Source organism: Pseudomonas shiyinii, from assembly GCF_056725765.1.
The window spans coordinates 1,536,807-1,552,675 of record NZ_CM161522.1 but is presented as its reverse complement, the minus strand read 5'-3'; the positions used below and the strand labels follow the sequence as shown (position 1 = coordinate 1,552,675).

Below are 15,869 nucleotides of genomic sequence, written 5' to 3'. Positions count from 1 at the left end.
GCCAATTCAAAAAAATGCGCTTGTGCTGCAATTTTTTTGTAGTGCCGTATTGATCCCACGTCAGGATTCTGGAGGCCGCTGCACGGCCCGCTCACGGGACAAGCCAGCGCCTACCCGATGGGACCGATAAACGGCCCCATCGGGTCGTTTACTCAGGGTGCACAAGACCTGAGCATTTGCCTATGCCTATTTGAAACAAAATTTAGGCAACTTAGGCATACTTGACGGTAAGTGTGTAGTTTAAAACCTCAACAGGTGCCCGATCTGACGCTTCAATCATAAGACTGATGACGTTCTCCCCTTCTGGAAGCTCGGTCAGTTCGTACTCCCACGCACGAACCTGACTGTCAGGCGTAGGAACGCGAGCAATTAATTGCCCTGCTCGATTGTGTATCAAGACGGCTGCGCCCGCATAGGTCTCGCCCTTTAACGTATAAGGCAAGGTAATCTCCGCGCCCTCCTGAGGGTCCAGGATATCCGGGCGACGATATGGATAAAACCGTACATCCCAGTATGCGGCTTCGTTCGCCGGGCGATACTTCTGCCTAAATCCGATTTTGCCTACACTCTGAAAATATCTTTCATTATACGTCCATCGGCCGTCAGCATTAACCGTCGCCACCTCATACCAACTATAAGTGCCACTAGGTCCAGGGCGATACATCTCAATCGTCCCCCCAATATCACCGGCACCTTCAGCATATGTCCCGGCCATGTACCTATCTCGCTCCACATCGTAGTACATACTTTTAGCACAGCGATCCAGCGAAAAATTCGAGTCCACTACAAGCACCGAACGTTGTACTTCTTCTCCAGTGACCTCATTCGTCGCTACAAGCTCGTACGTACCTGCCGCACTCACCGAAATGGGAGCCCTCCACTCGCCCGCCGCCGTCATCGGCGCTTCTATTTTTTCACCACCGTCTACTGAAAGAAAAATCGGACCCGTTGAGGGCATGGCTCTGCCGCGTGCAAAGAAAACACGTCCAACATGATCATTCTCGCCAGGGTAGTCAATGACCAGCGGGTTGGTGATCGTATGATTGACCTCCACCTCTATGGCGGCCTCGGATGATGCCTCAAACATTAACTTCGCGGGGTCGTTGACCTTTACCCTTGCCGTATGCTTGCCTTCGGAAATGCCAGGAATGGTGAGTGTCCAAGGGGCTGTATAAGGGATGCCAGGCCCACCCACCGGTGACGATGGAAGGCGAACCTCGACAGTCTTTCCGTCCACCGTTCCCGACACTACCGAGCCTACGATAGCCTCGCCTTTGAGAATGACCGTACTCAGAAAAGAGGACGCGCTGGTGATCGTTGGTTCAAGCAGCGGGTTCGGGACGTAGCTGACAACGACTTCATTGCTTCGCTGGTTATTATCTATGCGCTGCGCAGCCACCGTGAGCTTACCGTTTCGCACGTACTTGGATACATCGTGCAGCTGGTTCAAAACAGCAACGAAGTCCATTGCCGTAGGTATAATCTGATCATGCAACGGTGTGACAATACCGTCCCACAAGGCAACGATTTTTACACCTGGACCAATATCCCCTTCAACTTTCCCTCTCAGATCCCCCTTAGGTCCTGGTGCAAGGTCGCCACCAAAATACCTAAGATCAAGATCGACGAGTGAAAGTCGGATAGCGTGCATTTCAGATGACATAACGTAAACCTTTTGAATATTTCGAAAATTGCGCGCCCAGAGTAACTGCGCCCCTCGAACCGATCAACTCGGCGTTCTGCTAGGGACTCTTCTTTCAAATAAATACGGGGCTCGACCTGCGCCCCAGAATACGACTCAACTGACCAGGTTATTTGCGCTGTCGAAACTGCGGCTGGTACGCCGATGGTTATTAAGTGCTATGGGAGAGGTGCGTCAATAGTGCGCAAAACCAGGGCGAATTCCTGATACTGAAGCGTTAGATAGCTGAGAGATCAACCTTGTGCCGTCGAGACGTTAGTTATTTGCACGCGCAGCACACCCGGCAGTTCTTTTTGGGGGGGGTAAATCATCCAGTTAATAGGAGGGTTAACACGCCACCGTGGAGACTACGCGGGTCAACGCCCCTTGCGCGGCAGGTCGATGCTGACCCGCAGGCCGCCCATGGGGCTTTCCAGCAGCGCCAGGGTGCCGCCCCAGGCCTCGACGATATCGCGCACGATGCCCAGCCCCAGGCCATGTCCGTCGACCTGTTCGTCCAGCCGAGAGCCGCGCTCGAGCACTTGCAGGCGTGCCTGTTCGGGAATGCCGGGGCCATCGTCGTCCACCCACAGCTGGTAACCATCGGCGCTCGGCGCTATGCCCAAGTGAACCTCGCTGTCGGCCCACTTGCAGGCGTTGTCCAGCAGGTTGCCGAGCAGCTCCAGCAGGTCTTCGCGATCCCATGGCAGCAACAGCCCGGGCGGCACGTCGCGTGCAAGCTGCAGGCCTTCGCCGTGGATCATTCCGAGCGTGGCCAGCAGCCCGGGCAATTCGGCGTCGCAGTCGAACTGGGCGCCTGGCAGTGCATCGCCGGCCAGGCGTGCGCGGTTGAGTTCACGGGACAGGCGCTGCTGGATCTGCTGCAGTTGTTCACGCAATTGCTCGCGAACGTCCGGCAGGTCTTTCAACCGTTCGCTGGCGGCCAGGCTGAGCAGCACCGCCAAAGGGGTCTTCAGGGCATGGCCGAGATTGCCCAGAGCATTGCGCGAACGGCGCAGGCTGTCCTCGGTATGGGCCAATAAGTGGTTGATCTGGTCCACCAAGGGTTGCAGCTCGCTGGGCACCTGGGCGTCGAGCTGCGAACGCTGGCCTTGCTGCAACTGGGCGATCTGCTGGCGGGCGCGCTCCAGCGGGCGCAACGACCGGGTCACCGTGATGCGCTGCAATACCAGCACCAGCACCAGGGCTACCAAGCCCATGCCCAGGCCGATCTGCTGCATGCGCCGAAAGCCGTCGCGTATCGGCGAATAGTCCTGGGCCACACTGATCGAAATATCCTGGCCCAGCCGCCGGTAGTCGGCGCGCAGGGCCAGCAGTTGCTGGCCTTCCGGCCCCAGCTCATGGCTGTCCTCCAGGCCCGGCGCCGCCGGCTTGGGCATGTCCAGGTCCCACAGCGAACGAGAACGCCAGGTGCCCTGATCGAAGTCGATGCGAAAGTAATAACCGGAAAACGGGCGCTGGTAGGCCGCGGAAATCCTCCGCTCGTCCAGTTGCAAGCCCGCAGGCCCGCGTACCAGCGCCACCAGCAGGTTCTCGCTTTCCTTGCGCAGGCCAGCCTCCAGGTAGCGCTGCAGGCCGACCTCGAACAGCCACAGGGTCAGCTGGGCCAGGACCAGCCCGACCACCACCAGCACCGCCACCAGGCCAAGGCTCAGGCGCGCCTGGATCGACTTCACGCAGCGCTCCCGGCATACACGTAGCCCTGGCCGCGTCGCGTTTCGATCACGCTGCGGCCCAGCTTGCGTCGCAGGTGGTTGACGTGCACCTCCAGGACGTTGGAATCGCGCTCGGTCTCGCCGTCATAGAGGTGCTCGGCGAGGTGGCTCTTGGACAGCACCTGTTGCGGATGCAGCATGAAATAGCGCAGCAGGCGGAACTCGGCGGCAGTCAGCTGGATATCGACGCCATCGCGGCTGACGCACTGGCGGCCTTCGTCCAACTGCAGGCCGGCCGCTTCGAGGGTGGGCTGGTTCGCCAGCCCACGGGCGCGGCGCAACAACGCCTGGATGCGCAGCTGCAGCTCCTCGGGGTGGAAGGGTTTGGTCAGGTAGTCGTCGGCCCCGGCCTTGAGCCCTTCGATCCGCTCGGCCCAGGAGCCGCGCGCAGTGAGGATCAGCACCGGCGTGCCCAGGTTGGCGGCACGCCATTGGGCCAGCACGTCGAGCCCAGGCAACCCCGGCAGGCCGAGGTCAAGGATGATCAGGTCGTAGGGTTCGCTCTGGCCCTGGTAGACCGCATCGCGGCCATCCGCCAGCCAGTCCACGGCATAGCCCTGGCGCTGCAGGCTGGCGGTCAGTTCGTCGGCCAGGGGGACATTGTCCTCGACAAGCAGCAGGCGCATTCAGTCGTCTTCCTCGTCTTTGAGCAGCATTCCGTTGCGGGCGTCCAGCTTGATCTCGCGGACCACGCCATCGGGGGTCAGCAATTCCACCTCGTACTCGTAGCGCTCGTGCTTTTCTTCGAGCTCCGCTTCCAGAAGGCGCGCCCCGGGGTAGCGCCCCAGAGCGGATTCGAGCAGTTGTTCCAGCGGCAGGATGACGCCCTTTTGCCGCAGCTCCAGAGCTTCATCCTGATCGAGGTCACGTGCAGCGGCCAGCGAACAGGCGGCCAACAGCGCAAACGCCAGGTAGCGCGCCGTTCGCGGTAGATCGGTCATCAGCTGTCTCGTTCGTCCTTGAGGACTTCACCGGTCTTGGCGTCCAGGTCCACGTCCCATTCGACGTTCTGGCTGTCACGCAGCTCGACCTTGTAGATGTAGCGGCCGTACTCGTCCTCGAGCTCCGAATCGGTCACGGTGGCGCCTGGGTGCTTGGCCACGGCGGCGGCCTTGAGTTCGTCCAAGGACTTGATGGTCTTGGCATTCACCAGCTTGATCACTTCGTCAGGCTGGACATCCTTGGCCAGGGCAACGTTGGCACCCAGGGCGAGCGCGGCGGCAGTGAACAGGGCAGTCAAGGTTTTCATCGGGTTCTCTCCATCGAGATGTACAAGTTGTCTACGGGCAAAGACTAACCAGTGGTCCTTAATTGAACCTGAAAACAGGCCGGGGTGATGATAGCGCAGTCTGCAGTTGCTTCGCCTTTGCCTTGAAGCGCTTCGGTGCCTGTAGGATCGAGCGCCGCCCGCGCGATCCTACAGGCAGCACCCATCCCAAGCCCTACCCAGACGACTTTGTGAACAGCATGCCCCGGACGCCACCGGGCGGTTGCACGAACGGCTGCAAGCCTTGTAACGAGCATGCTGGTAAACTGCCGGCCAGCATTGTTTTCAAGAGTCCTACAGCGTGGAAATCTTCAAGGAATTTACGTTCGAATCGGCCCACCGCCTGCCCAACGTCCCGGCCGGGCACAAATGCGGTCGCTTGCATGGCCACTCGTTCAAGGTCGGCCTGCACCTGACTGGCCCGCTCGACCCGCATACCGGCTGGATCCGCGACTTCGCCGAGATCAAGGCGATCTTCAAGCCGATCTACGAGCAGCTGGATCACAACTACCTGAACGACATCCCGGGCCTGGAAAACCCCACCAGCGAAGTGATCGCCAAATGGATCTGGGACCAGGTCAAGCCGCTGCTGCCTGAGCTGTCCAAGGTCCGCATCCACGAGACCTGCACCAGCGGTTGCGAATACAGCGGCGAGTGAGCCGCGCCCCGCGCCGTCACCTCCGCCAGGCCCCTCACCGGCCTCGCGCAAGCCGCCCCTAGCCCAGGGCGCTGTGGAGGAACGACGGCGCGATGTAGCGCTGGTAATGGGCCTCGGAGAGCAGGAAGAACTCCCGGTCGATGGCATCGCGCAACTGCGGCAGCTCCCAATCGCGAAACTCCGGCAACAAGGCCATGCCGTAGGCTTCCAGGTCGCGGATCATACGGGCGCCGCGTGCGATCAGCTGGTAGGCCCAGCAATACTCGGACTGGTGCGCCAGAAAGCGGATGGAGCGCTGCTCCAGTTGCTGGCGCAGGCGCGCTTTGTCGAACACCTCCAGCTTGGCCATCATCACCTGCACCAGCAGTTGCTCCAGGCGCAGCCAGACGGCGCGTTTCTCGTCCTCGTCGTAGCTGTTCCAGTGGATCACTTCATGGTGGAAGCGCTTGCAGCCGCGGCATACCAGGTCGCCATAGACCGTGGAGCAGAGGCCGACGCAAGGCGTCTTGATGGATTGGTTGGACATGTAGGAGCGATGGCTTTACGGCGGAACACCGGCCCATGTTAGCCCTTTGTCTAACCAGGGTCACTCGTTAAAGTCACATATGCCGCCTTACTTTCGTCCCGTTTTTACCGTAGAATCACACCGCCTTTTCAAGGCACCAATGTCCGTTGGAAGCTGTTTTCAAAGCGTCACGAGCACAGTTCATCCGGTAGAACGGCGTTGGCCGGGGCATGCCACCGTGCATGGCCCGCGCCAGCCCTCATCAGCTCACCGTTCTACAGGCGTAAAACTTTGAAAGCAGCTTCTGTAAGGATTCTCCGCGACCCTGGCTGGGCGGCCCAAAAAGCCGTGATTGCGCATGGGTGCGGAGAATGCTGGATGAGCGTCCCGGACTCCCTTTAGGGACCACTGATGAGGGTAATAACTGTGCTTGAAGCCTACCGCAAACACATCGAAGAGCGTGCCGCCCTGGGCATCGTGCCCCAGCCGCTGAACGCCGAACAAACTGCAGGCCTGGTCGAGCTGCTGAAGAACCCGCCGGCCGGCGAAGAAGCCTTCCTCGTAGACCTGATCACCCACCGCGTTCCCCCAGGGGTCGACGAAGCTGCCTACGTCAAGGCAGCTTTCCTCTCCGCTGTCGCCAAGGGCGAAGCCAAGTCGCCGCTGATCGACCGCAAGCACGCCACCGAACTGCTGGGTACCATGCAGGGCGGCTACAACATCGAAACGCTGGTTGCGCTGCTGGATGACGCCGAACTGGGCGCCGTCGCGGCCGAACAGCTCAAGCACACCCTGCTGATGTTCGATGCCTTCCACGACGTGGCCGAGAAAGCCAAGGCCGGCAACGCCAACGCCAAGGCTGTCCTGGAATCCTGGGCTGCCGGCGAGTGGTTCACCGCCCGCCCAGCCATCGCCGACAAGTACACCCTGACCGTGTTCAAGGTGCCTGGCGAAACCAACACCGACGACCTGTCCCCTGCCCCGGACGCCTGGTCGCGCCCTGACATCCCGCTGCACGCCCTGGCCATGCTGAAGATGGCCCGCGACGGCATCGAACCCCAGCAGCCAGGCTCGGTCGGCCCGCTGGCCCAGATCGAAGCGGTCAAGGCCAAGGGCTTCCCGGTCGCCTACGTCGGCGACGTGGTCGGCACCGGCTCCTCGCGTAAATCGGCCACCAACTCGGTGCTGTGGTTCTTCGGCGACGACATCCCGTACGTGCCGAACAAGCGCGCCGGTGGCTTCTGCTTCGGCACCAAGATCGCCCCGATCTTCTACAACACCATGGAAGACGCCGGCGCTCTGCCGATCGAGTTCGACTGCACCAACCTGGCCATGGGCGACGTCATCGACGTCTATCCGTTCAAGGGCGAAGTCCGTCGTCATGGTAGCGACGAGCTGGTCACCACCTTCGAGCTGAAGACCGAAGTCCTGCTCGACGAAGTCCGCGCTGGCGGCCGTATCCCGCTGATCGTCGGCCGTGGCCTGACCGAGAAGGCCCGTGCCGAACTGGGCCTGGGTGCCTCCGACCTGTTCAAGAAGCCAGAGCAGCCTGCCGACACCGGCAAGGGCTTCACCCTGGCCCAGAAGATGGTCGGCCGCGCTTGCGGTCTGCCGGAAGGCCAGGGCGTGCGCCCGGGTGCCTACTGCGAGCCGAAGATGACCACCGTCGGTTCCCAGGACACCACCGGCCCGATGACCCGCGACGAACTGAAGGACCTGGCGTGCCTGGGCTTCTCCGCCGACCTGGTCATGCAGTCGTTCTGCCACACCGCGGCCTATCCGAAGCCGATCGACGTCACCACCCACCACACCCTGCCGGATTTCATCCGCACCCGTGGCGGCGTGTCCCTGCGTCCAGGCGACGGCATCATCCACAGCTGGCTGAACCGCATGCTGCTGCCTGACACTGTCGGCACCGGCGGCGACTCGCACACCCGCTTCCCGATCGGCATTTCCTTCCCGGCCGGTTCCGGCCTGGTCGCCTTCGCCGCCGCCACCGGCGTCATGCCGCTGGACATGCCGGAGTCGGTCCTGGTTCGCTTCAAGGGCAAGCTGCAGCCTGGCATCACCCTGCGTGACCTGGTCCATGCCATTCCTTACTACGCCATCCAGCAGGGCCTGCTGACTGTCGAGAAGAAGGGCAAGAAGAACATCTTCTCCGGCCGCATCCTGGAGATCGAAGGCCTCAACGAGCTGACCGTCGAACAAGCCTTCGAGCTGTCCGACGCCTCGGCCGAGCGTTCCGCTGCCGGTTGCACCATCAAGCTGCCGGAAGAGTCGATCGCCGAGTACCTGAAGTCCAACATCACCCTGCTGCGCTGGATGATCAGCGAAGGCTACGGTGACGCCCGTACTCTGGAGCGCCGCGCCCAGGCGATGGAAGCCTGGCTGGCCAAGCCGCAGCTGCTGTCCGCCGACGCCGATGCCGAGTACGCCGCGGTCATCGAGATCGACCTGGCCGACGTCAAGGAGCCTGTGCTCTGCGCGCCGAACGACCCGGACGACGCCCGCCTGCTGTCCACCGTTGCCGGCGACAAGATCGACGAAGTGTTCATCGGTTCGTGCATGACCAACATCGGTCACTTCCGCGCTGCCGGCAAGCTGCTGGACAAGGTCAAGGGCGGTATCCCGACCCGTCTGTGGCTGGCCCCGCCAACCAAGATGGACGCCCACCAGCTGACCGAGGAAGGCTACTACGGCATCTACGGCAAAGCCGGTGCGCGCATGGAAATGCCAGGTTGCTCGCTGTGCATGGGTAACCAGGCACGTGTGCAGACCGGTTCGACCGTGGTCTCCACCTCGACCCGTAACTTCCCGAACCGCCTGGGCGACGCCACCAATGTCTACCTGGCTTCGGCCGAGCTGGCCGCGGTTGCCTCGATCCTCGGCAAACTGCCGACCGTCGAAGAGTACCTGCAGTACGCCAAGGACATCGACAGCATGGCTGCCGACGTCTACCGCTACCTGAGCTTCGACCAGATCGCCGAGTTCCGCGAAGCGGCAGCCAACGCCCAGATCCCAGTGGTCCAGGCGTAAGCTGAGCAGTACGTTGTGAATGAAAGCCCCGGCAGCGATGCCGGGGCTTTTTTATGCTGGCCAGACCGGCCCAATCGCCGGCAAGCCGGCTCCCACAGGTGCTATACCTGCGTGCGGACTTGTCCCGCGATTGGCCAGCATGGCAGGCTCAAATCACGAATAGATCGACGAACCGCTGCACCGCCGTACCTTCCAGCCGCACCTGATCCTTGCACAAGGCAAAGATTTCATCGCAACGCTGACGGGCAAACCGCGTCGCCAGGTTTTCCCGGAACTTGGCCTCCAGCAACGGTATCCCCTCCCCGCGTCGACGCCGATGCCCGATCGGGTACTCCACCACCACCTGCTCGGTATGGCTGCCGTCCTTGAAGAACACCTGCAGGCCATTGGCGATGGAACGCTTGTCCGCCTCCAGGTACTCGCGGCTGAACCGCGGCTCCTCGACGACTTCCATCTTCTCGCGCAACCGGTCGATGCTCGGGTGCACGGCGTGGAAGGCATCTTCGTAGTACTCGGCCACCAGGTCGCCAAAGATCAGCGGCACGGCAACCATGTACTGCAGGCAATGATCGCGGTCGGCCGCGTTGGCCAACGGGCCGACCTTGGAAATGATGCGTATCGCCGATTCGTTGGTACTGATGACGATGCGGTCGACTTCATGCAGGCGATTACGCACCTGGGGGTGCAAGGCCACTGCGGCCTCGCAGGCAGTCTGGGCGTGGAATTCGGCCGGGAAGCTGATCTTGAACAGCACATTCTCCATCACGTAGCTGCCCAAGGGCTGCGGCAGGCGCAACATCCGTTTCTCGACGGGCTTTAGCGCCAGGTCCTTGTTGGTGTGGCTGAACGACACATCGTAGAAGCCCCACTGCGATGCGGTCAGCACACCCGGTACGCCCATCTCGCCACGCAAGGCGATATCGGCCAGGCGCACACCGCGGCTGGAAGCATCACCGGCCGCCCAAGACTTGCGCGAGCCGGCATTGGGCGCATGACGGTAGGTGCGCAGCGCCTGGCCATCGACGAAGGCATGGGACAAGGCCGAGAGCATCTGTTCGCGATTGGCCCCCATGAGCCGTGCACACACGGCGGTGGAAGCGACCTTGACCAGCACCACATGGTCGAGGCCGACGCGGTTGAAGGCGTTCTCCAGCGCCAGCACACCCTGGATCTCGTGGGCCATGACCATAGCCTCGAGCACGGTACGCATGGTCAGGGGCGGCTCGCCGTCGGCCACGCGCTTCTGGGAAAGGTGATCGGCAACCGCGAGGATGCCGCCGAGGTTATCCGAAGGGTGCGCCCATTCGGCTGCGAGCCACGTGTCGTTGTAGTCCAGCCAACGCACGGTACAGCCGATGTCCCAGGCCGCCTTGACCGGATCCAGGCGGAAGGAGGTGCCGGGTACCCGCGCACCGTGTGGGACGACGGTACCTTCGACCAGCGGGCCGAGGTGCTTGGTGCATTCAGGGAAGCGCAGCGCCAGCAAGCCGCAACCCAATGTGTCCATCAGGCAGTTGCGCGCGGTGTCCAGGGCCTCGACCGACTCGACGCGGTAGTCGAGCACATAGTCGGCGATGGTCTGTAGCACCCGGTCGTAATCCGGACGGTCATTGAGGTCTACGTTGGCGCTCATTGTCTGGCTCCCTGGGAGTGGGGGCCGCAAAGCGGCCCCTCTCAATAAAAGCCGAGCACCAGATGCGTGTTAGAAACTATCGCCAGGCACGCGCACCCAGCCCTCCATCAACACGCGAGCACTACGGCTCATGATTGCCTTGGTCACTGTCCATTCACCGTCCACCTTGCGCGCCTCGGCGCCGACGCGCAAGGTGCCGGACGGGTGACCGAAGCGCACGGCGCTGCGCTCGCCCCCGCCGGCAGCGAGGTTGACCAGCGTGCCGGGGATCGCTGCCGCCGTGCCGATGGCCACCGCCGCGGTGCCCATCATCGCGTGGTGCAGCTTGCCCATCGACAGCGCCCGCACCAGCAGGTCGATGTCGGTGGCTTCGACCACCTTGCCGCTGGAAGCAGTGTAGGCGGTCGGCGGCGCGACAAAGGCCACCTTGGGCGTATGCTGACGCCCGGCAGCCTGGTCGATGTGTTCGATCAAGCCCATGCGCACGGCGCCATGGGCGCGAATGGTCTCGAAACGGGCAAGTGCGGCAGGGTCGCCATTGATCGCCTCCTGCAACTCGGTACCGGTATAGCCGATGTCAGCCGCGCTGACGAAAATGGTCGGGATACCGGCGTTGATCAGCGTTGCCTTGAACGTCCCGACGCCCGGCACCTGAAGGTCGTCCACCAGGTTGCCGGTGGGGAACATGGCGCCACCATCGCCGTCTTCGTCGGCGGCCGGGTCGAGGAATTCCAATTGCACTTCGGCGGCCGGGAAGGTCACACCGTCCAGCTCGAAGTCACCGGTCTCCTGCACTTCGCCTTCGGTGATCGGCACATGGGCGATGATGGTCTTGCCGATGTTGGTCTGCCAGATACGCACCGTGGCGATGCCGTTGCGCGGGATGCGCGCCGCATCCACCAGGCCGGCGCTGATGGCGAAGGAACCAACGGCGGCTGACAGATTGCCGCAGTTTCCGCTCCAGTCGACGAAGGCCTTGTCGATGGCGACCTGGCCGAACAGGTAGTCGACGTCATGCTCCGGACGGGTGCTGCGCGAGAGGATCACAGTCTTGCTGGTGCTGGAGGTGGCGCCGCCCATGCCGTCGATCTGCTTGGCGTAGGGATCGGGGCTGCCGATTACCCGCAGCAACAGGGCGTCACGGGCCGGGCCGGGCTGCTGGGCGCGTTCGGGCAGGTCCTGCAGGCGGAAGAATACGCCCTTGCTGGTGCCGCCACGGATGTAGGTGGCGGGAATCTTTACTTGCGGTACATGTGCCATGGTTATGTCCTAGGGTGCGCCCTCCCCTTGTGGGAGCGGGCTTGTCCCGCGATTGCGCCAGGCGGGGCGACGACGTTGCCCAGGCTGACGCAATCGCGGGACAAGCCCGCTCCCACAGGGTGAGGGGCTCATCTCGTTCAGGCAGTCGCTTCGAGGAAGTCCTGGGCAAAGCGCTGCAGCACCCCGCCCGCCTCGTAGATCGACACTTCTTCGGCGGTATCCAGGCGGCAGGTCACCGGCACCTCGACCCGCTCGCCATTGCGCCGGGTGATGACCAATGTCAGGGTCGCCCGTGGCGTGCGTGCACCCAGCACGTCGTAGGTCTCGCTGCCGTCAAGGTCCAGGGTCTTGCGGTTGGTACCTGGCTGGAACTCCAGCGGCAACACCCCCATGCCCACCAGGTTGGTGCGGTGGATGCGCTCGAAGCCTTCGGCGACGATCGCTTCGACACCCGCCAGACGCACGCCCTTGGCCGCCCAGTCACGGGACGAACCCTGGCCGTAGTCGGCACCGGCAACGATGATCAGCGGCTGCTTGCGCTGCATGTAGGTCTCGATCGCTTCCCACATGCGCGTCACCTTGCCTTCCGGCTCGATGCGCGCCAGCGAACCCTGCTTCACGCTGCCGTCTTCGTTGCGCACCATCTCGTTGAACAGCTTGGGGTTGGCGAAGGTCGCGCGCAGGGCGGTCAGGTGGTCGCCACGGTGGGTCGCATAGGAGTTGAAGTCCTCCTCCGGCAGGCCCATCTTCGCCAAGTATTCCCCTGCGGCACTGTTGGCCATGATCGCGTTCGACGGTGACAGGTGGTCGGTGGTGATATTGTCCGGCAGTACCGCCAGCGGGCGCATGCCGCGCAGGGTACGCTCGCCGGCCAGGGCCCCTTCCCAGTAGGGCGGGCGGCGGATGTAGGTGCTCATCGGGCGCCATTCGTACAGCGGCGCCACCTTCGGCCCCTTGTCCTCCTCGATGGCGAACATTGGGATGTAGACCTTGCGGAACTGCTCGGGCTTGACCGCCGCACGCACCACCGCGTCGATCTCTTCATCGCTCGGCCAGATGTCCTTGAGGCGGATTTCCTTGCCATCCACCACGCCCAGCACATCCTTCTCGATGTCGAAGCGGATGGTGCCGGCAATGGCATAGGCCACCACCAGTGGTGGCGACGCGAGGAAGGCCTGCTTGGCGTACGGGTGGATGCGCCCGTCGAAGTTGCGGTTGCCCGACAGCACGGCGGTGGCATACAGGTCGCGGTCGATGATTTCCTGCTGGATCTTCGGGTCGAGCGCGCCGGACATACCATTGCAGGTGGTGCAGGCGAAGGCGACGATGCCAAAGCCCAGTCGCTCCAGTTCTTTTTCCAGCCCCGCTTCTTCCAGGTACAGCTGCACAGCCTTGGAGCCAGGGGCCAGGGAGGATTTCACCCAAGGCTTGCGCGCCAGGCCCAGCTTGTTGGCGTTGCGCGCCAGCAGCCCTGCCGCGATCACGTTGCGCGGGTTGCTGGTGTTGGTGCAACTGGTGATGGCGGCGATGATCACCGCGCCGTCCGGCATCTGGCCGGGCACTTCTTCCCAGGCACCGGCAATGCCCTTGGCAGCCAGGTCGCTGGTGGCGACACGGGCGTGCGGGTTGGACGGGCCGGCCATGTTGCGCACCACACTGGCGAGGTCGAAGCGCAACACGCGCTCGTACTCGGCCTGGCCCAGGCTGTCGGCCCACAGGCCCGTGGCTTTGGCATAGGTTTCCACCAGCTTGACCTGCTGCTCTTCGCGGCCGGTCAGCTTGAGGTAGTCGATGGTCTGCTGGTCGATGGCGAACATCGCCGCAGTGGCGCCGTATTCGGGGGCCATGTTGGAGATGGTGGCGCGGTCGCCCAGGGTCAAGGCGCGAGCACCTTCACCGTAGAACTCGAGGTACGCGCCGACCACCTTCTGCTTGCGCAGGAATTCGGTCAGGGCCAAAACCAGGTCGGTGGCCGTGATGTTCGGCTGCAGCTTGCCGGTCAGCTCGACGCCGACGATTTCCGGCAGACGCATCCACGAGGCGCGGCCGAGCATGACGTTCTCGGCCTCCAGCCCGCCGACGCCGATGGCGATCACGCCCAGCGCATCGACGTGCGGGGTGTGGCTGTCGGTGCCGACGCAGGTGTCCGGGTAGGCCACGCCACGGTCGCTGTGGACCACCGGCGACATCTTCTCCAGGTTGATCTGGTGCATGATGCCGTTGCCCGGCTGGATCACATCGACGTTCTTGAACGCCTTCTTGGTCCAGTTGATGAAGTGGAAGCGGTCTTCGTTGCGACGGTCCTCGATGGCGCGGTTCTTCTCGAAGGCCTGTGGGTCGAAGCCGCCGCATTCCACGGCCAGGGAGTGGTCGACGATCAACTGGACCGGCACCACCGGGTTGACCTGGGCCGGGTCGCCGCCCTTGTCGGCGATGGCATCGCGCAGACCGGCCAGGTCCACCAGGGCGGTCTGGCCGAGGATGTCATGGCACACCACGCGCGCCGGGAACCAGGGGAAGTCGAGGTCGCGCTTGCGCTCGATCAGTTGCCCGAGGGACGCATCGAGGGTGGCCGGGTCGCAACGGCGCACCAGGTTCTCGGCCAGCACGCGGGACGTATAGGGCAACCCGTCGTACGCGCCGGGCTTGATCGCCTCGACCGCCGCGCGGGCATCGAAGTAGTCCAGGTCGGTGCCTGGCAGGGGCTTGCGGAATGCGGTGTTCATATCGTTATCCGGCTCGGTCACGGTGTTCGGTATGCAGGTCTGGCCACGGGGGCGCTACGCGCCCCTTTCGCGGCACAAGGCCGCTCCTACAGGTATTGCGCCGTCCTTGTAGGAGCGGCCTTGTGCCGCGAAAGGGCTGCAAGGCAGCCCCTGCGGTTTCAGCTCAGCGCTGCTCGATCGGCACGAACTTGCGCTGCTCGACGCCGACATATTCGGCGCTCGGGCGGATGATGCGGTTGTTGGCACGCTGCTCGAAGACATGCGCGGCCCAGCCGGTCAGGCGCGAGCAGACGAAGATCGGGGTGAACAGCTTGGTCGGGATGCCCATGAAGTGGTACGCCGAGGCATGGTAGAAGTCGGCGTTGGGGAACAGGCGCTTCTGCTCCCACATGGTCTTGTCGATGGCCTCGGAGACCGGGTACAGGACCTTGTCGCCCACTTGGTCGGCCAACTGCTTGGACCAGCCCTTGATCACCTCGTTGCGCGGGTCGGACTCCTTGTAGATCGCGTGGCCGAAGCCCATGATCTTGTCCTTGCGCTCGAGCATGCGCAGCAGCTCGGCCACGGCCTCCTGCGGGCTCTGGAAGCGCTCGATCAACTCCATGGCCGCCTCGTTGGCGCCGCCGTGCAGCGGGCCGCGCAGCGAGCCGATGGCGGCGGTGATGCACGAGTACAGGTCCGACAGGGTCGAGGCGCAGACTCGGGCGGTGAAGGTCGAGGCGTTGAATTCGTGCTCGGCGTAGAGGATCAGCGAGACGTTCATCACCTTGACGTGCAGCTCGCTCGGCTTCTTGCCGTGCAGCAGGTGCAGGAAATGGCCACCGAGGGTGTCTTCATCGCTGGTGCAGTCGATGCGCACACCGTGGTGGGTGAAGCGGTACCAGTAGCACATGATCGCCGGGAACACGGCCAACAGGCGGTCGGTCTTCTCGCGCTGCTGCTCGAAGGTCAGCTCCGGCTCCAGGGTGCCGAGCACCGAACAACCGGTGCGCATCACATCCATCGGGTGGGCGTCGCGCGGGATGCGCTCGAGCACTTCCTTGAGCGCCTGGGGCAGGTCGCGCAGGCCCTTGAGCTTGCGCTTGTAGTCGTCCAGCTCGGCCTGGCTCGGCAGCTCGCCGTACAACAGCAGGTAGGCCACTTCCTCGAATTCGGCACCGGCCGCCAGGTCGCGGACGTCGTAGCCACGGTAGGTCAGGCCGGCACCGGCCTGGCCCACGGTCGACAGCGCGGTCTGCCCGGCTACCTGGCCACGCAGGCCCGCGCCACTGAGTACTTTTGCTTCGGCCATGGTGTGTTCTCCTTTCTTGAATTTGTTATCGAATCTTGCTGGCTAAACCCGGGTGGCTGGTCCGGCCCTATCGCTG

General features: G+C 63.2%; 12 protein-coding genes. 2 read left to right on the top strand and 10 right to left on the bottom strand.

Annotation, left to right across the window (positions count from 1 at the left end):
- Window positions 1–211: 211 nt before the first annotated feature.
- The 5 genes from ACXHGZ_RS07215 to ACXHGZ_RS07195 form a co-directional block, all read right to left on the bottom strand.
- The gene (locus ACXHGZ_RS07215; RefSeq protein ID WP_480463054.1) at window positions 212–1,663 is read right to left on the bottom strand and encodes a hypothetical protein; all 1,452 of its coding nucleotides are present in this window, start codon (window positions 1,661–1,663) and stop codon (window positions 212–214) included.
- A gap of 395 nt (window positions 1,664–2,058) precedes the next feature.
- Window positions 2,059–3,378: a sensor histidine kinase gene (locus tag ACXHGZ_RS07210; RefSeq protein WP_084855427.1), complete on the bottom strand. Its 1,320-nt coding sequence runs from the start codon at window positions 3,376–3,378 to the stop codon at window positions 2,059–2,061.
- Entirely contained in the window at window positions 3,375–4,043 is a 669-nt protein-coding gene (locus ACXHGZ_RS07205; RefSeq protein WP_480463053.1) for a response regulator transcription factor, read from the bottom strand. Before ACXHGZ_RS07205 ends, ACXHGZ_RS07210 begins: the two co-directional genes overlap by 4 nt.
- A complete protein-coding gene (locus tag ACXHGZ_RS07200) occupies window positions 4,044–4,358 on the bottom strand; it encodes a PepSY domain-containing protein (RefSeq protein ID WP_084855429.1) in 315 nt (104 codons plus the stop codon).
- Window positions 4,358–4,666 carry a PepSY domain-containing protein gene (locus ACXHGZ_RS07195; protein WP_084855430.1) on the bottom strand — a complete coding sequence of 103 codons (309 nt, stop codon included), beginning with the start codon at window positions 4,664–4,666 and terminating at the stop codon, window positions 4,358–4,360. The genes ACXHGZ_RS07200 and ACXHGZ_RS07195 overlap by 1 nt, the downstream gene beginning before the upstream one ends.
- A gap of 319 nt (window positions 4,667–4,985) precedes the next feature.
- On the opposite strand from ACXHGZ_RS07195, the gene queD reads away from it, so the two are divergent.
- Entirely contained in the window at window positions 4,986–5,342 is a 357-nt protein-coding gene (gene queD, locus ACXHGZ_RS07190; RefSeq protein WP_224458606.1) for a 6-carboxytetrahydropterin synthase QueD, read from the top strand.
- A 58-nt stretch (window positions 5,343–5,400) separates the two neighbouring features.
- Here queD and ACXHGZ_RS07185 read toward each other — a convergent pair whose 3' ends face one another.
- Window positions 5,401–5,868: a DUF1289 domain-containing protein gene (locus ACXHGZ_RS07185; RefSeq protein ID WP_480463051.1), complete on the bottom strand. Its 468-nt coding sequence runs from the start codon at window positions 5,866–5,868 to the stop codon at window positions 5,401–5,403.
- Window positions 5,869–6,273: 405 nt separating this feature from the next.
- Between ACXHGZ_RS07185 and acnB the strand changes: the two genes are divergently transcribed.
- Window positions 6,274–8,883: a bifunctional aconitate hydratase 2/2-methylisocitrate dehydratase gene (acnB, locus tag ACXHGZ_RS07180; RefSeq protein ID WP_324818272.1), complete on the top strand. Its 2,610-nt coding sequence runs from the start codon at window positions 6,274–6,276 to the stop codon at window positions 8,881–8,883.
- A 148-nt stretch (window positions 8,884–9,031) separates the two neighbouring features.
- Here acnB and prpD read toward each other — a convergent pair whose 3' ends face one another.
- The 4 genes from prpD to prpC form a co-directional block, all read right to left on the bottom strand.
- Entirely contained in the window at window positions 9,032–10,516 is a 1,485-nt protein-coding gene (gene prpD, locus ACXHGZ_RS07175; protein ID WP_480463050.1) for a 2-methylcitrate dehydratase, read from the bottom strand.
- Between the two features lie 69 nt (window positions 10,517–10,585).
- The gene (prpF, locus tag ACXHGZ_RS07170; protein WP_480463049.1) at window positions 10,586–11,776 is read right to left on the bottom strand and encodes a 2-methylaconitate cis-trans isomerase PrpF; all 1,191 of its coding nucleotides are present in this window, start codon (window positions 11,774–11,776) and stop codon (window positions 10,586–10,588) included.
- 137 nt (window positions 11,777–11,913) lie between these two features.
- Window positions 11,914–14,502 carry a Fe/S-dependent 2-methylisocitrate dehydratase AcnD gene (gene acnD, locus ACXHGZ_RS07165; protein ID WP_480463048.1) on the bottom strand — a complete coding sequence of 863 codons (2,589 nt, stop codon included), beginning with the start codon at window positions 14,500–14,502 and terminating at the stop codon, window positions 11,914–11,916.
- A gap of 163 nt (window positions 14,503–14,665) precedes the next feature.
- Complete coding sequence (prpC, locus tag ACXHGZ_RS07160) at window positions 14,666–15,793, bottom strand: bifunctional 2-methylcitrate synthase/citrate synthase (protein ID WP_084855437.1); 1,128 nt, start codon at window positions 15,791–15,793, stop codon at window positions 14,666–14,668.
- Window positions 15,794–15,869: the final 76 nt, after the last annotated feature.